This window comes from Dokdonia sp. PRO95, from assembly GCF_000355805.1.
GTDB lineage: Bacteria > Bacteroidota > Bacteroidia > Flavobacteriales > Flavobacteriaceae > Dokdonia.
This window is the reverse complement of sequence record NZ_CM001837.1, coordinates 257645-281374: the sequence shown is the minus strand read 5'-3', so window position 1 is coordinate 281374 and position 23730 is coordinate 257645. Positions and strand designations below refer to the sequence as shown.

Annotated in this window: 8 protein-coding genes; 1 reads left to right on the top strand and 7 read right to left on the bottom strand. The window is 37.0% G+C overall.

Annotated elements, in window-relative coordinates:
• Positions 1-346 precede the first annotated feature (346 nt).
• A complete protein-coding gene (locus tag D017_RS01100; protein WP_035334210.1) occupies positions 347-1753 on the top strand; it encodes a vanadium-dependent haloperoxidase in 1407 nt (468 codons plus the stop codon).
• Positions 1754-2027: 274 nt separating this feature from the next.
• On the opposite strand, the gene D017_RS15230 is transcribed toward D017_RS01100, so the two are convergent.
• The 7 genes from D017_RS15230 to D017_RS01065 form a co-directional block, all read right to left on the bottom strand.
• Positions 2028-11633, bottom strand: a complete 9606-nt coding sequence (locus tag D017_RS15230; protein ID WP_160164949.1) for a T9SS type A sorting domain-containing protein — start codon at positions 11631-11633, stop codon at positions 2028-2030.
• Between the two features lie 4 nt (positions 11634-11637).
• A complete protein-coding gene (locus D017_RS01090) occupies positions 11638-12792 on the bottom strand; it encodes a SprB repeat-containing protein (protein ID WP_035334208.1) in 1155 nt (384 codons plus the stop codon).
• 113 nt (positions 12793-12905) lie between these two features.
• The gene (locus D017_RS01085) at positions 12906-14120 is read right to left on the bottom strand and encodes a SprB repeat-containing protein (RefSeq protein ID WP_035334207.1); all 1215 of its coding nucleotides are present in this window, start codon (positions 14118-14120) and stop codon (positions 12906-12908) included.
• Complete coding sequence (locus D017_RS01080) at positions 14120-15322, bottom strand: hypothetical protein (protein WP_152023838.1); 1203 nt, start codon at positions 15320-15322, stop codon at positions 14120-14122. The genes D017_RS01085 and D017_RS01080 overlap by 1 nt, the downstream gene beginning before the upstream one ends.
• Positions 15323-15385: 63 nt before the next feature.
• Positions 15386-16714: a hypothetical protein gene (locus tag D017_RS01075; RefSeq protein WP_035334205.1), complete on the bottom strand. Its 1329-nt coding sequence runs from the start codon at positions 16712-16714 to the stop codon at positions 15386-15388.
• A 42-nt stretch (positions 16715-16756) separates the two neighbouring features.
• On the bottom strand, positions 16757-18829 hold the full coding sequence (locus D017_RS01070; RefSeq protein WP_051583762.1) for a hypothetical protein: 2073 nt from the start codon (positions 18827-18829) through the stop codon (positions 16757-16759).
• Positions 18830-18831: 2 nt separating this feature from the next.
• Positions 18832-23730, bottom strand: coding sequence for a hypothetical protein (locus tag D017_RS01065; protein WP_051583761.1), 4899 nt, complete (start codon positions 23728-23730; stop codon positions 18832-18834).

The following is a 23730-nucleotide window of genomic DNA, read 5'->3' as shown; positions in this document are numbered from 1 at the left end:
AATTTGGGATACCTTAATTCATTAGGGGTTTATTTTTAAAGCTGCTAAACTAGAAAAAAACCTACGATAAATGTTAATAAAAATGTTAAATTGTGTATTTTGTAGATTATTAATGTATTTCATCGATGTTTTTTGTTGATTCTAGATTTTCGTACTAGTATAATTATTTGTTAGTATAATTTATTGATTGTTAGATTTTTAAGGCGTTTTTATATCTTGCTTAAATCTTTAGTATTGTTTAGAAATAAAACTATCATATAAAGGAATATTAAATTATTTGTAATCTGTACATGTCATAGGGGTTTGACCTCTTTTATGGCGTATTATACTCTTTAAATAATTCATTATGAGAACCCCACGTAGATATTCGTTTCTTTTAGGACTTTTTGTTTTCGTATTATTTCAATCGTGTCAAGATGATCTAGATGATGTGCGTCTTAATCAAAATCTAGAAGTATCTGATATTATTGATACTTCAATAGCTGTTACAGACCAAACAACACAACTCATCACAGACTGGAATACGCTCTGGTTAGAAGTAGATCAATATGCATACGGGATGAGACCAGTTGCTACTGCTAGATCCTTAGCTTACATACATCTCGCGGCATATGAAGTAGCGGTTGCAGATATAGATGGCTATCAATCTAATGTGAATAATATTGATAGATTAACCATTGATTTTAGTGAGCGTCCAGATAGCATAGATATCAAAACGGCATTAAACACTTGCTATGCAATAGTTTTTGATCATTTCATGTATAATGTGCAAGGAGATGTAGATGTGAAAATTGGCCAACATAAAAATGCTCAAGAAACTAGACTTCAAGAAGGTTTGAGTGCAGAAGTAATTGCAAATTCTATAGCCTGGGGAACCTACGTTGCAGAACAAGTAATTGCATACAGTCAAACTGATACCGCAGCTGAATCTCAAATAATAGAACCACAACCCTATGCTTATGAACCTCCTGCAGGTGAAGGCTACTGGACCTACAGTGCAGATGAGGAGAGAGCTTGGTTTCCTTATTGGGCAAGTGCAAGAACATTTGTAATATCTTCAGAAGAGACATCAAGTGTGCCGCCAGCAATTAATTATAGCACTAATGTAGATAGCGACTTTTATAATGAAATGATGGAAGTGTATACCATCAACAACGCAGCTAGAGAAGAAAATAATGATGATTTGTGGGTAGCAGAGTTCTGGTCTGACGATGTAGAAGGTCTTATGATGAGTCCTCCTGGTCGCCAAATTTCTATTGCAAATCAATTGATAGATCAAATGGATGTGAGTTATGAGCAATCACTTATGATACTTTTAAAGTTAGGCTTCTCATTAAACGATGCTGCTGTTTCCACTTGGGCAGATAAGTATGAGTATATGGTAATGCGCCCTAGTGTATATATCCAAGCGCATATTGACCCAACTTATCAAACCAATTTATATAGGTTTATTAATTGGCCTAACCCGTCATTCCCAGGGTATCCCTCGGGCCATTCTGCATTTTCTTCGGCGGCAGCTGGGGTATTTATCAATGAGTTTGGAAACACTATCAATTTTACAGACAAAACACACGAAGGTAGAACCGAATTTAGAGGAGCGCCTAGACAGTATAATTCCCTTTCAGAAATGGCTCAAGAAAATGCTTACTCTAGACTTCCACTAGGAGTACATGTGAGAATGGATTGCACAGAAGGATTACGTCTAGGTTATGAAGTATCTGATGCTATAAATTCTTATAACCTTAGTGAGTAGTGTTACGCTTTCGCGAAAGCGTGAGTTTAAACTCTCCTCTTATTATAATTTCTAATTTACTAAATTGAAATAGTTAGGTCTAATTGTTACTCTTAATGACGTTTGAAGGTCGTATATTAAAAAGAATTAGACAATATATAATTGTCCATTCTCCTTAAGAAAAACGGATTAGTTATGAAGAGATGTACGATTGACTTTAATCTTGCTCTATAGGTCATAGATTCAAACAGTTTTACAATACTACTTAACATTATAAAACTGTCCAAACCTTAGGTTACTGGATAATTAATTTTTTGAGAACTGTATTATTTGGAGTTTCTAGTAATATAAAATATACTCCTGAGGCTACTGATAAGTTATAAGTTTCTTGATATGTATCTTGATTATCTAGATATCTTTGATCAACAGGGATATTATTGGAAAGACCAAATACCTTAACACTTAGAGGCATTATTTCTTTTAATTCTACGTCAAGCGTAAACTCACCTGAGGTCGGGTTAGGATATATCAAAAATGACTTGACAGTAGGATCATCATTCGACTCTAACTCTACATCAAATTCCTGACCTTCGATAATAATAATGCGCTTAGTTTGATATTCTGTACAATTTCCATTTGTAACTTTTAAAGTAAGGTCATATTCACCTGTGGCACTAAAACTAAGTTCAACATAGTCTGTACCCATTTCAAGAATATTTGCCTCTTCAGGAAGTATCCATTCTACGGTATCAGGAAAAGGATCGCTCACTTGAACAATAACGAATGGTTGATCAATAAATGCTTGAGTAGAAACTAAGAACTCTGCATTAATAGGTTCTTCTACAGTTAAAATAGATATTTCATCTGTTACAATACATCCACTTGTGTTTGTTGCAATTACGGTATAAGTTCCTTCTTCAGACAAGACGACTTGTGGGTCGCTACTTGTAAAACCGTTATCTGAAGTCCAACTGTAAGATAATCCATTTGCAATAGTTGCATCTAGCTCTAAAGTTTGGTCTAAACATAATGTGGTATCTGGACCTAAGTTCAAAATAGTTTCAGCGGGTTCTGTTATTTCATACGTTTCAATAATTTCACAGCCTTTACTATCAATAATTGAAACTTGATAGGTTCCAGCTTCTAGATTATTTACAATATTAGATGAACCACCGTTATCCCATATGTATAAATATGGAGGTGAGCCACCCGCGGGAGCTAGCTGTATGCTACCGTCCTCTCCATCAAAACATGTTGTATTTACAGTAGTAGCATTTGCTGTTAAGGCAGGAGGTGGAACAAGTGTGATTGTATTACTTGTAACACAACCATATTGATCGGAAATACTAAGCGTATATTCTCCTGGTAAAACATTTGTAAGATTTGGTGATACATCTCCATTACTCCAGATATAGTTATAACCCGGAATTCCTCCTGTAACTGTCGATATTATCTCCCAATCATTTTGATCTCCACATAAAACAAAGTCAGCCTCAAGTGTAAGTGATAAAGCATCTGGCTCAGATATTTCAATAACATCACTTACGGCTACATTATTATTTGCATCTGTAACCACAACGTAATATGAACCTGCGATAAGGTCATCTACAGAAGGGTTTGTTCCCACAAGAGCGGTAGTTGTATTATCAAACCATTCGAAATTATAATCATTTGCCGAGTTTGAAAAAGGAACTCCTCCTGTCGCCATAACAGAAATAGATCCTGATGCATCACCGTTGCAAAGAATTATAGCAGTGATATTAGTATCAAGTATGAGAGGTTGCGGTTCTAAAACCTCAAAATCAGTTGGTATAATAGTACATCCATTTGCATCAGTAACAGTTAGCGTGTATATACCTGCAGTTACGTCGTCGATGGTGTCTATAGTAGATACTATTTGACCAGTAGCATTAGACCACTGGTAGGTGTAGTCTAAGGTGCCCCCAGAGATTATAACCGAAACACTACCGTTACTCAATCCATTACCAGTTGTATTTATAATAGTACTACTAGAAATGACCAGTTCATTAGGTTGAGAGACTGTAACTGGTGTATTTATAATGGAACCATTAGTATTATAAGTACATCCAAGATTATCTCTAACTCTTATTTCATAATCACCTTGCGATATATCTGTAATTATAGTTGAAGCATTATCGTCAAAATCTGTCCAAGTAGTAGGATAAACCTGCCCAACGCGTCTATAGATATATTGATAGCTACCACTACCACCCGTTGCATTTATAATTATAGTCCCATTAGCATCATTGAAACAAAGAGCATCTGTAGTGGAAGCACTTACTTGAATAGCATCTGGTTCAACAATAGTTATAGGTGCGCTTATCTCGACTAAATCTCTCCCCGTATCTGTCGCCATTATATAATAAGATCCGGCACCTACATTAATAGAGCTTGAGGTCTCTCCAGTAATTACAGAATTAGTGATTGCATTAAACCATTGATAATTATAGGTGTTTGTAGTAACTACGTTTAGTATAACAGTATCATCTGTACAAGTGATTACGCCTGTTTGACCGATATCTGAAATAAGAGTAGCCGGTAAACCAACAATAAAGGTTTCTGAAACCTCGCAAGATGCTCCACTACTATCAGTTGCTGTTACTGTATATATCCCAGCAGATAAGTTATTAAGTTCATGATTAGCTCCTTCAGTTACGGTAGCTACATTTATACCACTTTGATCAATCCAATTATAGGTAAATGGAGCAACTCCGCCAAAAATGCCTAAACTAATACTTCCATCATTACCTTCAGGGCTCGGCATTTGAACAACGGTATTATTTATTCCATAAGGCAAAGGTTCGTTAATGACAAAGCTTTCTACAAGCTCACAAGATATATCAATCTGGTCCTTTATAGTAACGGTATATGTTCCACCAGATAAGCCCGAAGCTATTGTTGTGGTATTTGTTGAGTTATAATCCCAAGTTACATCATAGGCGCCAGAACCTCCGGTAATTGATAGCTCGATTGACCCATTACCTTCATTATAACAACTTACATCTGTGATTGTTTTGCTTAAAGCTAAAGGCTCAGGTTGTACAAAGTCAATAACTTCTGATAGTTCATTATTAAATGAATCTGTAATAAGTAGATTGTACACGCCAGCCATGATATTACCGGAGTTTGAAGTACTACTTATTTCATTATTATTAGCATCTTTCCATGAGTATGTGTACTCAGGAGTTCCTCCACTAACAATAGCTTCTAGGCTCCCTTCACCACCATTACAAGTAATATCACTCTCGATAATCTCTACGCTCAATATATTAGGTTCGGTGACTATAAAGTTTGTTGGTTCAATAGTACACCCACTTGCATCAGTAACATTTAAAGTGTAGTTGCCTGCAGCGATACCATCAATAGTAGATATGTCAGAATCGATAACAGTTCCAAAACTATCTGTCCATGAGTAAGTGTAAGGGGAGGTGCCTCCGCTAATGACAACAGTTATATTTCCGTTTTCTAGGCCGTTACCTGTTGTATTTGTTATCGTAGTATCAGAGATAAGTAGTTCATTAGGTTGTGTGATAACGACGTCAATATCCGTAATTGTTCCATTGTTGTTATTAAAAGTACATAAAGCATTATCTCTTACTCTTACTTGATAATTACCCTGAGAGAGATTATTGATGGTAGTAGCCGTGTTATTATCAAACTGTGTCCATGCTGTTGGATAATTTTCGCCCACGGCTCTATATACATACTCATAACTTCCAGATCCTCCTATAGCATTTATTATAAAAGCTCCATTTGACTCTTCAAAGCAAACTACATCAGTTGTGGTAACACTTGCCTGAACAGCGTCAGGTTCAGAAATAATAATAGGAGCACTAAGTTCTGTGATAGATTGTACTGCATCATACACCTCTACATAATATGTACCCGCAGCGACTTGAACAATAGGTGTGTCTAGACCTGTAATTAATACAGCAGGAGTAACAGATGCATCATACCACGTATACGTATTTACACCCGTATTTGTAGTAACAGTAATTTGTCCGTCATTACCTCCATTACAAGTTACTTCTTGAGTTTGATCTACGGCCACTAACAGCTCTCCAGGAAGACCTAAGGTAAACGTATTTATAAGCTGGCAATTGAAAGGGCTACTATCTGTTACTGTTAATGTGTAATCTCCCTCTGCTAGTCCGGAAATTGAATTTGTACTATTTGCAGTAGTACTCGTAACGGCGTTACCGCTTTCATCTACCCAGTCAAATGTAAATGGGGCGGTACCGCCAAAAACATTCAAGCTCACCGTACCATCATTATTGGTAGATGATGGTGTAGTTACCATAATATTATTTAAACCATAAGGTTCAGGTTCTTCTATGGTAAAGGTTTCTGTAAGCATACAAGTAGCATCAATACCATCTTTTATCGTTACAGTATACGTTCCGCCAGATAAACCAGAAGCTATTGTAGTGGTATTAGTCTGACTATAATCCCAAGATATATCATAGGTTCCAGAACCTCCAGTTATTGATAGTTCTATAGCTCCATTAGAATCATTGTAACAACTTACATCTGTAATTATATTGCTTAAAGCTAAAACATCTGGTTCTGTAAATTCAATAACTCGTGAGAGTTCATTATCAAATGCGTCTTTTATAAGTAAGTTGTAAATACCAGCTGTAATACTACCAGTATTTGAAGAATTGCTTATCACATTACTATTAGAATCTGTCCATAAATATATGTACTCAGGAGTACCTCCACTAGCTGTTGCTTCTAAGTTTCCTGTGCCGCCATTGCATGTGATGTCAGTCTTGACAATGTCAACGTCTAGAGCAAGGGGCTCTGTCACCTCAAACTCTGTAGGGCTAATAGTACATCCATTTGCATCAGTAATGTTTAAAATATAAGTATCTGCAATTAGATTATTAATTGTTGCAACATCCGAATTTATAATGGCACCAGAGCTATCTGTCCATAAAAAAGTATATGGTGATGTACCTCCACTTATTGTTACAGAAACGCTTCCATTATTCAACCCATTTCCAGTTGTATTTACAATCGTTTCACTGTCAATTGCAAGGACCTGGGGTTCTGATATAGTGACTGGTATGTTTACTATGGTTCCGTTGTTATTATAGGTGCATCCCAGATTATCTCTTACTCTAATCTCATAGTTACCTTGTATTAAGCCCGTGATTGTAGTAGAAGCACCATTTTCAAAATCTATCCAAGTAGTAGGATAACTTTGACCAACTAATCTATAAATATACTGGTAGCTATCGCTTCCGCCATTGGCATTTATGACTATCGAACCATTTGCATCTTCAAAACACAATGCATTCGTGGTTACAACACTAGCCTGCACAGCCGCTGGCTCAATAACAATAGTCGCAGTACTAATTTCTGTTAAGTCTCTAACATTATCAATAACTCTCACATAGTAAGAACCACCTCCTACAGTAATTGAAACTCCAGTTTCATTAGCTATTGCAGTATCAGTAACAGCATCAAACCATTGGTACGTATATGTACCTGTTGTATTCACATTTAAGGCAACTGTATCTGTAGCGCAAGTAATCGTTCCAGATTGATTAATTTCAGTGATAAGTGTAGCAGGTAGACCTACGATATAGGTTTCATTCACAATACAAGAAGCTCCACTACTATCTGTTACTGTAACTGTATAGATTCCAGAGGCTAGGTTATTTATTTGATGATTAGCTCCTTCAGTCATAGTACTTATAAGTGTTCCATCTTGATTAACCCATTCATAAGTGAAAGGTGCGATACCTCCAAAAACACTTAAACTGATACTTCCATCATTATCAGACACACTAGGCATTTGGACAATATTATTATTTATTCCGAAGGCTTCTGGCTCATCTATAATAAAAGTTTCTGTTAACCTACATGAGGCATCCAATTGATCTACAATTGTAACTACATAAGTTCCTCCCGCTAGCCCTAAAGCATTCTGAGATGAGTTGTTTACATCATAATCCCATGAAATATCATAATTATTGGATCCCCCGGTAATTACAAGTTCGATAGCACCATTTGACGCATTGTGACAGCTCACATGAGTAAGTTGTGAGCTTAATGAGATGGCATCAGGTTGTGAAAAGAAATATCCTATAATCGATTCCGAATTATCATTTGCGTCATATACTGTTAGATCATATGCACCGGAAACTATGGTCCCAGAATTTATAGCTGTGCTAATTTCTATACCAGATTCATCTTTCCAAGAGTACGTGTAAGGAGCTATTCCTCCATTTGCATCAGCTTCAAGACTTCCTGTACCTCCATTACAAGTAATATCAATATTGTTTATTGCTACTGTTAACAAATTTGGTTCTTTAATTTCAAAGTCTGTAGGTGCAATTGTACAGCCATTTGCATCAACAACCGTTAGTGAGTAAATACCAGCAGTTTGATTTGTAATTTCATTGCTATTTGAAATGACAGAGCCTGCACTATTTGTCCACGTGTATTCATAAGCTGGAATTCCTCCAGACACAACAACAGATACACTACCATTACTTAATCCACTTCCTGTGGCATCAGTTATTGTAGAATCACTAATTGAAAGTGAATTTACAGGTTCGCTTATGGTAATGAAAATCTCTTCAGATTGACAGGTGTTTGCATCTGTAACCGTGACAGAATACTCACCAGCTGGTATTCCAGATATGTCTTCTGATGTAGCCCCATTGCTCCACGCATAAAAATAGGGCGCACCGGTAGTTTTAGGTGTCCCTCCAATAACAGTAATATCTATTTCTCCAGTCAATTCTCCTTTACAGAGAATGTCCGTGTGGATTTCTGAGACTACTATTTTAGATGGGGCAGTAACAATGATATTATTGCTGCTAGCTTCATTGCCGTTATCATCCATTACATTAAGTGTATAGATTCCAGCAGGGCTGTCTATGAGATTATCTAAGGTAGAGAGCACATTTCCTGGCTCACTATTTAAGTACCAAGAATAATTGTAAGGAGGTACTCCTCCTGAAACTACAGAAGTTATGTCTGTGGTACTATCACCAAAACATAAGTTTAGATTTGCTTGGTCTATTGATTCTATAATTAATAAGTCAGGTTCTGTGAGCGTAAAGCTGTCAGTCATTGTACAATTATTACTGTCGGTAACAAGTACATTGTAAGTTCCGGCGCTCAGAGCATTTAAATCCTCCGTTATTGCAGTAAACGTTACATCTCCCTCTTTACTCCATAAAAACGAATAGTCAGTAGTACCACCACTTACAGATATGTCTATTGAACCGTTATTAGTTTCAAAACCAGTGAGGTCTACTTTGCTTTCCTCAGTTATTAATAAAGGAGCATTGGGTTGTTCTATAGATATCGCACTAGATGATATTGTACAACCATTGAAATCGGTGACGGTAAGTGTGTAGGTTCCGGTTGTAACACCTAGAAGATTTTTTGTATTTCCAACTATGTCATTAAGATCATCTCTCCATTCATAGGTATAAGGGCCTGTACCTTCAGAAACATTTAGTGTTATACTTCCAGTGTCTTCACCAAAACATGCAACGTCTTGAATAACTATGTTTGAAATTGTAATAAGAGTAGGTTCTATAAAAATATAACTATCTGTATTGCTAGCCCCGTTACTATCTGTTACCGTTACTTCATATTCCCCAGCACCTACATTTTGTAATTGTGATGAGGTAGCAGTTGAGTTTGTAACATTTACAAAAGTTCCATTTATCAATTCTTTCCATTGATAATTATATGACTGTGTTCCTCCGGTTGCAATGGCATCAAGACTACCAGAAAAATTACCATTACAATCGATATCTGTATTCACTACAATTTCAATATCTAAAAAGCTAGGCTCCGTTAGTGTAAAAGTTTGAGTGGTAGTACAACCTTCATTACCAGATCCTGCATAGTATTGTCCATCTGTAACTATAACTGTATATACACCAGCGGTCAGTCCAGATAGGTCTTCTGTTGCACTATTAAAGGCAGCGTCTCCATTTTTTGTCCAGTTAAATGTATAACCGGGAGTTCCTCCAGAAACATTAATATCAATACTACCGGTATCTTCTCCATTGATTAGAATGTCAGTTTCTGTAAAATTAGTTATAGATAATGCACTTGCTGGTTGAGTAATAGCAATAGGAGTGTCCATAGTGATGCTACACATGTTTTCATCACGCACAGTTAGTATATAGTTGCCAGCACCTAAGTTGAAAATATCGCTTGTAGTTGCTATGATAGGTGTTGCACCCTGTAATCTCCATTCGTAAGATAAGTTTCCAGTTCCTCCACTTGCTGAAATTTCAATAGAGCCATTTGCACCATCAAAACATGAAACGTTTTTTACAGTAGGACTTGATAGGGTAATTAAGGTGGGCTCAGAGAGAGTTATAGATATACTATCACTGATATTGAATGCATCTGTTACTTGGATTTTATATTCTCCAGGTACAGCATTAGTATAAATTGCGGTTGTAACACCTGTATCAACAAAAGATGAACCATTAAAAATAAACCATTCATAAGTATAAGATCCACTACCACCAGATCCAGATGCCTCTAATGTTCCTGAATCACCATTACAATCTATGGAAGTTGTAATATCTAGCATTGCTTCAACAGGTTGAGGGTCAGTAAGTATATCAGTAAAAGTTGCAGTACATCCTGCCGCATCTGTTACGGTAAGTGTATATTCTCCATCCTCTACATTGGTAAGATCCTCGTCTTCGCCCACTTCGACGCTATTAAGTGTCCAGCTATAGGTATAAGGGTTTCCGGATTGATTTTCTGTTCCACCAGAAACATCAACTTTTATAAAACCATCAGAAAGTCCCACTCCGGTAGGATTTTGTATACCTGACGTTTCTAAGGTAATTGCTAGGTCATCCGTAGGCTCACCAATCACGATTATGCGATCAAAGTCAGAAACATTATCTGGGCAGTTGTTTGAATCCTCAACGTAGAGAGTATACGTTCCTGCTGTTAAATCTGTGAGGTTTTGTTGGGTAGAGGTAAATGTGCTACCTGCTTTAGTCCAATTAAAAGTATAAGTCCCGTCACCACCAGATACATTGATACTTATAGCCCCATTATTTCCTCCTTTACAAGAGACGTCTGTCTTTGTGTTTAGAGTAAATGTAACAGGAGCAACATTATTAATAGTAAAAACAGAAGATAGTATAGTGGCATTTCCAGAGCCATTATCGTCCTTCACTTGTACTTTGTAATTGCCTGGATTAAGCTCTTGTGTAGTATAGTCTGTTGTAGCGTTTGAGGTTGTGGTTAATCCTTCATTAACATATACGTTTGAACCTGGTGTGGTTTCTTTTAGGAGTTGGTAGCTATAGTCGGCTATTCCACCTTGTGCTCTTACTTTAATAGTACCTTTATCTCCATTACAATCAGGTTGATTAACGACTTCAAAAGCATCATTAAATTCAAATACGGGAGGTTCAGTTATTTCAATGTTTGTTAGTATTTCTGTACAGCTTCCGTTAGGGTTAGATACTTCTACAGAATAAGAATCTGTACCTGTTCCTGCAATTAAATTAGAAAAATTCACATCATAAAATCCAGAACCAGATGTTCCATCTACTGTAGCACCATTATATTCAGCATTATTTTTCTTTAATATAATATTATATGGTACAACCGCAGAGGTATTTGGATTTCCTCCAGTAATTCTGACAGTGAAGTACCCATCGTTTCCTCCTAAAATAGTAACATTCCCTTCATTAGGAACTAACTCATCTATAGTTATGGCGGCTGGCTGTTCAAAATTAACCGTTACAATTTTATCACCTAATGTAGGGCCAATCGTATCATCATAAGTTATAACTGGATTATTTTGCGCTTTCGCGAAAGCAAAAACAAATAAAATTAAACTTAGAAGGAAGTAATTCTTTTTCATAAGATTATAGTCTTTGTGTGCAATCATTTTGATCAAACACTTGAATGTTGTAACTGTTAGGACCTAGATTTTGTATGCTTGTATTAGTACCAGAAAAGTTGATGGGAGTACCTCCATTTATAGTGTATTTATATGGGGGTGTGCCAGGATTGCTGGAATCTATATTGATAATAATCTCCCCATCATTTTCATTGAAACAGCTTATGTCATTTGCAGTAATGGTGTAAGCCATGGGATCTGGACTCCCTATGGTTATAGGTCCAAAGGTTCGATCACAACCATTAGGTAATGTTTGATAAGTGAGATAGTAGTTATCTGGAGCAAGATTTTCAGGCCATAAATAATTAGAACCATTTATAGTTTCTGTGCGAGTAAATAACGGGCCCGAAGTGCTCCCTTTTCGTAGATTAAATAATAGTTGATCACCATTTATATTTGAATCGAAGTTCAAATTGAAACTACCGTCATTTGTATAAACACAACTTGTTTCAGCAACAGTTAAATTCTGTATTCCAGGAGTTTTAGGAGCTATAGTGATGGTGTGGATAGGTGAATAGTACACTGCGTTAGAAAATTGAGCTTCTACCGTGTATTGAACTTTTAGTACACCTGTAAAATAGTTTTCTGGATTGGTTCCAAAAATATCAGTAACAGAGGCATCTAGAGGATAGGTATTTCTATGGTTAGGTAATAGTGCCCATTGTCCATTATCTCTTTGATATTTCCAAGTTAGAAAAGGAATTGTTGTAGAGCTTCCATTATAGAAGTCAAATAAAGGTGCATCATCACAAACCGCGCCAGTAGGTGTCACAGATGACGGGACATAAATAGCAATATAATTTAAGGGTAAACAAGTATCCCCTACATCATCAGGGCCTAAGTCTGATGGGCCATTGTAAATGATTCTTTTGTAGCTGTTGAGAGTGATGTTCTCATTATAGTCAAGATCTGTTACATCCGCTGGGAAGGGTGAGCTAGGAGCGCAAATATAAGAGAATTGACCACAGACAGAACCACCACAATTATTATTAGTGTCATCGTTATATCCCATTCTGTAATCAATGGCTAATTGTATAAAGTTATCAGACCGAGTGCTCTCACCTTCATCTTCTGTAAAAAGCCATCCAGCTTCAAATTCATCAAAATTTGGATTTTGCATTGAGTAGGCCGCGTTGTGAGTTGCCCTCCTTGATAACACATATAATTTGTTCTGAGCCACAAGGGAGCTAGAAAACAGTAGAAAAAGAATGATATGCAGTTTATTGTTTTTCATTATAGTCTCTCAGTGCATGCATTAGAATCAAATACTTTAATGATGTAATTATCTGGACCTAGATTTTGTATACTGGTAGTTGTACCTGTGAAATTTACGGGAGCACCTCCATTTATAGTGTATTTGTAAGGAGGGGTTCCCACACTGCCGCTGCTATTAGGATCAATTGTAATAGTGATTGTTCCATCATTTTCATTAAAACAGGAAATATCTGTTGCTGTAATTTCGTACGCTAGACTAGGTCCAGTGCCAATAGTGAATGGGTCAGAAAACTCTGCAGAACTTGTATTATTTGCTTGATAGCTTAGAATGTAATCTCCGGTAGGGAGAAAGTTAGGATAGGTATATGTATTACCAGTACCAGAAAAAGTAGGTGGCATTGCTGCTGTAAATACATTATCTCCTGTATTTGCAATATTATTGTCGGGACCAGCAGAGATAATTCCGATATTGGTAAGCTGTTCGCCATCATCTAGCGGTCTATCAAATATCACAGTAAATCTTCCATCTTCATTGTATTGACAAGTTGGATCTATCACAACCACATCTTCAACATTAGGACTTTCTTTGATAAAGCTGTAGGTATAAGGAAAACCTGGTGGTACCCAACCATTACACAGAGCGATTCTATATTGAATACTTACTTCATAAAAACTTGAAGCATTTGCACCAAATAAATCTTCGGCATTAAAAGTGATTGAACTCTGGCCTAAAAATTCGGCAGGAAAAGAAGTCCAATTATTTGTAGTAGGATGTAAGAATTCCCACTGATAAACTAGAGGGTCATAGCCAGCAGTCATCTCTAGTGTAACTTCAGGTAAAGCATTACTGGCAGAAGGTGCTGGAGTTAAAATAGAATAGTTAGGGATCATTATAAATTCAAAATCATAATCAGTACAACATCCACCAGCGGTATCTGTAAACACACTGCATAAAGACTGAGTACTAGTCTTTAATTCAGTAAACTCATTATTAAATGAACACGGACTTCCATCTTCTGTAGCTCTACCAATTTCATTTACAATATATCCACGCGGAGAGTTACCTATCTGATTTACTTCTACATTGAAATTATCACCATAATTTGTGGTTGTCTGGCCACAACTCAAATTTACTTGGACATCAATGTAATCAATGCTATAAGACTGTCCACTAACAGTAAAGCCAGCAATTAACAACAAAATTAAGATGATAAGTAGTTTATTGTTTTTCATTATAGTCTCTCAGTGCATGCATTAGAATCAAATACTTGAATAGTTGTACTTCCTGCACTCAAGCCACTTATAGTGGTGCCTGCTCCAGAAAAAGTACCTGTATTACCATTGCCTAATACATAATTATAAGGAGGTGTACCTATACTACCATTGTTATTTGGATTTATTGTAATGTTGATTTCTCCATTATTTTCATTAAAACAGCTTATGTCTGTTGCCTCTATAAAATATTCAAGTGGGGGAGGACTGCCTATTGTAATTCCATTATAGGTTTTTGCACAGCCATTTGGAAAAGCTTGGTATGTAAGATAGTAGATGTCTGGGGCTAATGTGTCTGGCCAGCTATAAGTATTCCCGGTTATATTTGCAGTTTCGGTTAGTAGTGGACCATTAATTGAGCCTTTTTTAAGGTTAAATTCTATTTGTTCCCCAGAGAGATTCGTGTTAAAATTTAGTGTAAAACTACCGTCGCTATTGTAGTCGCAACTTGTGTTGTTACGTACTAAGCTTTGAATGCTTGGGGTCTCTGGTGCAATCGTATAAGTTACTGTATTTGCATATTGGCCATCATAGCCAGTTCTAAATTTGATAATTCCTGTTTCATTACTACCGGTAAGATCGGAGATAATAAATGAAGGTTCGTCTGTATTGTTATAAGCATTTGGAAAATTAGTCCAAGGTCCTGAATTTAATTTGTATTGCCAGTACCTACCTACAGAAAGCGTAAGCTCCTCATCTAAGCACACTGTACTTTGTCCCGCAGATGGTTCTTGAATATGTATTAAGTAAGCATCTGTAACCACTTGACAACCCTCAAGTTGAAATGAATTTAAGAGAAAGTTTGAAATAGTTGTAGTAAACTCATCACCGAAATCACAATCACCACCTCCAGTACCGCCGCCATCATTAGCATACCAAGATTCTATTGTTACAGTACCAGATCCACCAGCGCTTATATTATTAGGTATAGGAAGGTAAGAATTATGAAACGTAGACCCCTGCGGAAAAGCAGCAGGAGGTCCCGTATAGGAAGTACTTGTGCCGCCAGAAACGCTGAGGGTTGTTGTAGTAGATGATGTGATTGGATTGTCTCCAAAAGCAAATGTATTACTATCTTTTGTCTCAAAATAGACCCCATAATCTTGTCCATAAGTAATATTACAAACGGAGAACATGATGAGGAAACATATTATGAGTTTCATATAAATATTTTAAGCTTTCGCGAAAGCGTGATTAATTAACTATTATTTTCATTATTATTTGTATCATTCTCTCTCAGTACAGTTTTGACTATCAAATACTTGAATAGTAGTTTCTCCAGCAATAAAACTTGATACAGTAGTACTATTTCCAGAAAAATTCCCAGTATTTCCATTGCTCAATACATAATTATATGGCGGTGTACCTAGACTACCATTGTTATTTGGGTTTATGGTAATTCTTATTTTTCCATCGTCTGCATCATTACAGGTGATTTCAGATTCTATTTGTACGCTATATTCTAGGGCGGGTGGAGCGGTTATAGTAAACGGCATAGTTTGTTGGTCAGTGTCTGAGCCATTAGTTTGATACCTAAAAGCATAAGTCCCTACCGGTAGTGAGTTAGGATACGCAAATTGATCTCCTTGAACCGTAATAACTTCATTAACAGTGTCCACTAATTCGTCATCAGTATCCGAATTTTCTGGATCTTCAAACATACCATTAGGACCTGGACCTATAACAGCAATATTAGTTAGTGTATCTCCATTAAGTGCCTCTTCAAAGGTTAACGTAAACATACCTTCATCATAGGAGCAATTGGGTTCGCTCACATCAATATTTGTTACTTCTGGTGAGCATCCCGTAACATTATAAATCACACTGTTAGAAAGTATGCCATTTCCATAATCTAGTCTAAAACGCACTGTACCTGGCAAAGTAAGATTAGGCAGGGTGTTGAGATCTACAGTATATGAACTTGCAGGAGTTGAGAATGTTTCGAGAGGTTGATAATTGCCCATGGTATTAGTGTTATATAAAACACCTTTTATAGAAGGTCCCCAGTTACCAGGATTAAGTATTATAGATTGCTCAGTGCATACTGAGTTGTCAAATGGTTGTACTAAATTTTTTAGTTTCCATACTTGAAATGTCTGTATTACATTATTTTGAATGATCTCATCACATCCAAAATAAGTGTTGCTACCTGTGGCTTCAAATGAATAAGGTCCTCTAAATAAAGTTCCATTTGTAGTTGCATTATTAGTGCTACTACCCCCAAAATTCCCATAACATCCGTTAGTGTTACCATCTCCACTTGAGATTGAGGCGCCAGACATATAATCTACAAACTGTATTGAATTAGGGAAAGAACCAGTATATGCTCTGTTTATAATTTGTGTTCTCCCAGTACTGTTCATATTTCCATCAGACATTGTGGATAAGTCAATAATAGCATTGGAATTAATACGAATCTCTAAACTTGCGTTAAAGCCCCCTAAAAAGTCAGCATCTGCAATAGTAATATCACCTCTCACCCAGTACTGGGCACCTACCTGCGAGGTAGTGCTTATAATTAGTATAAGTAGAAGAAGTTGTATTGTTTGCTTCATTGATGAAAATGTTTATCACGCTTTCGCGAAAGCGTAACTACTTTAATATTTTACAGTGATTTTTTTGAGTTTACTAATGCGCCCATCTTTAAAAACTGCTCTAATCCCATAAGTATAGCTTGTATTTATTTTAAGATTAGTATCTGTAAGCCTCCTTGTATCTGCAGGTACTACACGTAATAATCGTAGTTTTTCTTCGGTTTTAGATTTGTAAATTTCAAATTCAGAGATGTCATCTGCTCTGTATGCCCAGCTTATATCTATAGATTGCTGGAGTTTATTTGCTATTCCAGAAAAACTACGCACTTGATTTTCTTTATTTGTTTTAGGTATTTTAACTGAAACAGATGGTGAAGGTGGTGATTCTAAGTTGCTCTCATCAATTGCAATGAGAGTATAGCTATATAAGTTGCCTTCAGTTACTTTTTTATCTATATATCGTTCTGTGGTATTATCACCTTCATAAACAAGTAGCCAGTCCTGACTGTCATTTTCCTTACGATATATATGTGTCGTTTTTGCGTCGTCGCTAGAACTTCTTGCCCATTGCAGATTTACTTTTCCATCACTTACATCAAACTTTTTAAACACTGGCGAGGTTGGAGGTATGATATCTGGTTTTTTAAGAGTAAGAGGGTCAGAGTAGTCACTTTGATTATAGCGATAGTCTAGAGCAACAATTTTATAATATACGTTACTATTTAAATTCTTAATAGAAATGGTATCTCTAAAGGCTGTTGTTGAGATAGGTTTTGATGTAACTTGACTATACTCCTCATTTTCTAGATTTCCTCTAAAGACACGATACCCAAAAATATCTACATCTGTATTTGCCTCCCATTTGATTCGTACAACTCCAGAGCTATCTATTTTACCAGTAAGACCTACAGGTCTAGATGGAGGAATAGAATCTACCGGCTGTACCAGCATAGGGAAAGATTTCTTTTGTGAACCATACTTCCCAACAGCACTTACCGTAAAATAATTAGAAGGTAACAGTTTATTGTATCTTATAGATCTTGCAGTAGGAGGTATGTCTTTAATTAAAACTTCTTGAGTCTCTCCTAGACCGTTAGATTTATTAAGCGTAAATCCAGAAAGCTCACTGTTTGCTTCCTCTGGAAATTCCCAAGTTAACTTGACAGTGTTTTCGTCAATAAACTCTTTTGTCGTGAGAAAAGGAGTAAAACCTAATGCTGCTCTTCCAGTTCCTCCTGCTTCCTCAGAGTAAGGGCTTAGTTCACCAAAGACAGATATACCCTGTACTCTATATTTATAACCTTTGTTATTTGCAATAGAGTCCATGTAATAAATGCGGCCACTACGTTCATCTGCTGCTTGATTCAATAAAGTGTATGGTCGTTTATTAATTTTTTTAAATGACTCACCTTCTTGCGCTCTTTCAATATTATAACTCGTAAATAGTGATCTATGAATTTTAAAATTCCAGCTTAGAGATGTAGCCGCGTCAGAAAAAGTGCTCACTAAGTCTATCGGTTTTGGTAAAGGTTCAAAATCTTGGTAGCCTTGGAATACCCCTCCGTATGCTATGTTATTAATGCTTTCTGGCACATTAGAAACCACACGATAAATATACTTTTCATTTGATGCTGCGGTATTATCTCTAAAGCCTAAACCTGCCATAACGGCAACTTCAAAATCTTGATCTGCAGTGTAGAGTGCAAATGTGTGACGTTGTTCTAGATCTTCAGATAGCGCTACAATCGCTTCTATCTTATCAGTGCCGCTTACATCAAAACGTTCTCCGTAAATAGCTTGAGCTACAATAGCGGCATTATCATTATTTTGAACAATCGCCTCCCAAGCCTCAAGTGGCTTTGGTGTTATAGGAATAGAAGTGAGTGTTCTGGCTTCTGGATTAGGTAAGGTTTTTCCATCTCTTATAATCGTATATCGTTCTATAATATAACCGTACTGGTTTAATTGCTTCCAAGCAATAGGTTTTGTAGGTGCCCATCGTATCAGAGCTTCCGTTTCTGAAACCCGAGCCAAAACTTCTATACGATTATCACTTTTTACAAGTGTATCAGTTACAGACTGTGCTGTAACGGTAAAGTTTATTAATAAAAAGAATATAAAAAGTTTATGAGTCATTGTTAATTGGGCTTGTTGTACATGTAATCTGTGATACTTGTTACGGTTCCATCGGGAAGTACATACTTAATTTTAGTATTGTAATTACCTTGTTTTATATATGGGAATATGCCGTTTATGATGTAGTCATATTGAGCAATGTGTTGCGCATATTGCGATGAATTATTTAGATATGCATTGGTTATCTTATATTGAATATCAATAAAATCTTCCTTGAAGGTGAGTGGCAATAAATACCTGAAAGGGATGCGCTCTCTTAATAAATAATTATTAGGCTCTGTAGTGGTATAAACTGGATACCACTCTAAAAGATCCATAGCTTTTACTGGAGGCAATCCTAAGTCTGAGACATCTCTATTTACAGTAAAATTACTGATAGGGTAATTCTGGTAAATTAAAGGATAGATTTCATTTTGATAATAAGTATTGTTACTTAAATCTGCTTCTATGCGCATCATAGGAGCATAGTTAGTAAGTTCTGTGCCTTCTACCTCTTCAAGATTAAAACGTTCTGTTTCATTAGACTTTGTGTGTAGTGCATGCACATCTGAGTATATAATCTCAACCATAGGTTGTGTATATGCTTTAGATGCCAGTTTTGCAGCAAATGTGCTATACACACTTGTATGAAAGTCAAAAGAAAGCATCTCTACAGCCTCTGCATTAATTACCGTTTGTCCTAAGGTTACTTCGCGTACCTCTACTTCAGTATCTTCACCTAAGTTTTGCTCTGTAAATGTTTCCGTTAAACTTCCTTGAGTTTCTGAGGATATGGGCTCTGTGACCATAGTTAAGGTGTAATCTAAGTTGTCACTCATGGTAGGCATATTTAAAAACACCTTGTTATCTGAGTTATTATAGCCTATAGTTACATCTTCACTTCCTTGATCTGAAACAAAGTATGCCTTTTGAGTGTAGCCCTCGAGATTTTCAAAAAGATAATCTTGACCTGTTTTTAACTGTACAAACGCTTGTCCATATTCATCCTTATGCACAAACTTTTGATCTATGGTAGGATACATATATGCAATGTTAGAAAGCGGGATGTAGTCTGGAGCTTCACCTGTAGTAAAGCTACGAATCTCTGTTTCTACCGCTTCTTGTCCATTATCAGTAAGTATTCGCCATACACCATTCACGCGTTCTTCAAAGTTTACAGATACCTTTATCTGTAAATCTGTGGTTGGAGGGAGTATATCATCAGGTACAAATGTTAAGAGATCATTATTATCATTCCACTCTGTAGTACCTACAAGAGGAACCCCAGCATTTGTTACTTCAAACTCTTTTAATTTAATACGGTACGTAAAAGTTCCTTGTTCATCCTCTAGCTCAAATATGTGATTAACACGCATATTAAAACCAACTTGTGGAGCTGTAAAAACATCTACATTAGAAGTGTTATCACCAGGTTGAATATCTGCAATAATTTTGAGACCGCCTAAAGGTGCTCCATCTACAAATTCGCATTGCTCCCCAAGTTCAACTTTTAGTCTAAACCTTCCTTTTACAAGACCACCTAGAACACTAAAATGCCCACCAGCATATCCTCTAAACCAAACAGGGTTAGGTAGTTTTGCTTGCATTAATACTGCGAGTCCAGCACTTATTATAGGAATATCTTTTTTAATAAATAAGAGGCGTACTTTAACTCCTAGTTCTCCTTGCAAATATGCATAAGCTTGTCCATTTGCATACCAGCCGTTTAGACCTATTTGACCACTGCCGTTACACTCGGCAGTACCATAATCTTTTACCATGATATCAAAACCAACACCTGCTTGAAGTCTTGCATAAAATATCAAGAAGCTTATATCTCCAGTGTCTAAACTAAAGTCTGTTCCAAAGGCAAAGCCACGGCCATTTCCTAGCGCATTTTCATCCCGCATAGAATCTAGTTCGGCTAGTTGTACCCCCAAGATATCTGCAACAACTGCTGGTGGCGGTGGACTTGCAGGTATGTTATCTCCTAGCATAAAATAACCTCCACTTTCAATAGAGGCACCACCTATACCCACCTTGAGACCTAATCTATCTGTAGGGGTACCCATATGTACATACCAAGTGTCCGGTGCAAAGTGCAAGACTGCCCATCCAGCTCTATTGCCAGATGCACGGCCTCTAAAAAGACCTCCAGCAGCATCGATGTAAAGATCAAAAGTACCGTGTAGTGTACTTGTTGTAAAGTCATACTCTATGGCAGCATATGCATTAAGACCCACTTCTCCAGCTACGTTATCTGGATATACTTGTTTTGACACTTCGACAAGATTGGTTTCTTTAAGCTGATCAAGAACAGCATCAGAAAAACCTGCTTCATTTTGTACTACTTCTGCGAGCGTTCCTTTAAGCTTAGCAGCGGGATTAGGAATATCAAAATCTTGCATGACGTGACCCTCTCCATAAATACTAATACGGTTAAGACCGCCAGAGCTATTGAAAGCAATTTCAAAACCAGCACCACCATTTAAAGCTCTTGAAGTACCTGTAGTAGCAAATAAAATCATAGCCTTAATTCCAAGTCCAGAATCAAGGTCTGGGACATACTCTGATCCAGAAGCTGTAAAGCTAGAGCTAAAGCCAGCTTTCTTCATTCGATAAAAAGCACCTCCACCAAAACCTTTGATGGTGAAGCCCGTTCCTGTCTCAACATTTAATCCATCTGCTAGGGCATCTACATACCAATATCTAAACTCTGTTTTACCAAATATAGCATTTGCAGAAACGGTAACTTTTTCAGAACCCATTCCTTTAAATCTAGCAGTAAGATTTCCTTGGAATCCATCTCCATAAGTAGGGTCGTTATCCATTAATGTGATACTTCCCTCAAACTCTGCGCCTCCTATATCTGCATTTATAGAAATCTCAGAGAATGTAATGTTTTGGTATTTCCATCTAGTGATTCCTTCATCTTCGCCAAAAGTTCCATTAACTGCTAGACGCGTGGAAGCGCCAAAAGCATCCTCCTGCAGATTAAGCATTAAGTCAAATTCTAATTTTGCCGTATTATCTGTGGTAGTAAGTTCTATATCACCTATTGATATTGGAAAGTTAGCGAGTTTAACCTCACCTTCATACCCCAAATAAGCCACACTAAAAATAGGGGAATCTGTTTTTAGGTGCAGACTTTCAAATGTGACTCCTTCAAACTCTACAGTTTTCTTAGCATTAGGATCTGGAGGGGTTTCTGGTACTCCTTCACCTGGTGGGTCACTATTATCTGCATAGATTCCCATGCTTCCATGAAGCATCGCTTCTGGTTTAAACTTATTTTCTGCAACGGTAAAGCGAACGTAAGAATTAGAAGCAATGGTAGCTGTCGCTTTCCATACATTGAATTTAATAGCCGTTGTGGGGCTTGCCGTGAGGGTATATTCATCAGTAGCAGGATTGATTAAACCTTCGTAAGCGAGTGCGGCGCTTGGAGTATTCTCATTACTCGAATTTTCTTGCTGGTTTGCTACATCTTCATCTGTAACTTCTTCTGATATCGGGAGGACAATGGCACCTCTGAACTCTGCTCTTGTAAAATTATTTGCAATAAAGGATGCTTCTATATGATCTACAGAAAATTGCCATTTTGAGGCCGAACCTTCATTTAGTGGTAATATATTATCTGCCGAGAAATCTCCAGAGACACCTTGACCGTCGATTAATAGATTTGATGCGCTAAGTTCGATACGTTCTGTACTTCCCTTACGTTTAAACTGCTCGGGTAGGGAGACGGTTAACGATTGAACGTACACGCCTTTCCATAGTTCTGGGGAATCAGTGTCTAGATAGTCTTGTTCATATTCAGGAGGCCATACTATATTGTCAGCATTTCTAATATCACTAAAATCGAATACAGCTGTATTTACCTCAAAAACGAAGCTTCTTTTTGCACTACCTTCATTTTCTGTTTCTTGAGATTTAAGTGCAAATCGGGGTATAGTGACTTCCCCCATAATATCATTCCAATCTGAGACAACAATTTCAAAATCAGCTCCTACTCTTTTTTTAATAGACGTGCCTTCATAATTAGAATTGTCTACGGTATAATCCGGTTTGAGCGGTACAACAAGATTCCTTGAAAATTGAACCTGTGCATTTATACTAAGTTCTTTGAACCCATCGCAGTCTATAGTAACATACGTTTTGTCAGCAATATCTCCTGTTTCAAGGTTAAAACCACCTTTTATAACAAGTGCCCCATTCCCACCACTAATAGGGATAGGATAATCGCCTAGAAGAGCGAGGTTTGTATCGCCTAATAGTCCTCCATCATTAGATATCTTAATACCTGTAGCCCCAAAAAATAGCTGTTTTTGCGCTCCTTGCCCATCAGACTGAGGTATTGTAATACGAACAAATATTGTAAGTTCCGTATAGGTGGGGTAGAAAGCAGCATCACTTATGCCCACTATGTAAGTAGACCCTGCAATTGTTTTACTCAGACCTATTGGAAATTCAATTGGTTCAAGAGGGTTAACTAAATCTAATAGGGTTTCAATACTAAGTATATCAACAACATTACCAGTCTCATCTAACCGGTTAAATACAGCAATAGCTTTTGCTTTTACTTCTTGTAAATATGTACTGTCATTCTCTGAAATTGGATACAGTTCATTAAAGTAAGAGTTAGAAAACTCAGAGCGATAGGTGTTTTCCATGAGCTCATATTCAACATCTATCTTCTCATCAAGCGCAGCAAATGACCTTGTTTTAAAATTGGCCGGTTGTAACGATTTCTTGGAAATGCGCAACGCTTCTGTATTTGCAGAGATCGTACTTGCTACAGGAGCTGTAGCAAAAGTACGTGTGCGTTTCCCTACCGCAAGAGTGTCTTTGCCCGTTGAAGCAAAGGTCACAGTACACAGTAGGAATGCGAGAAGGGTGAATATGTGGGTTTTGGTTTTCAT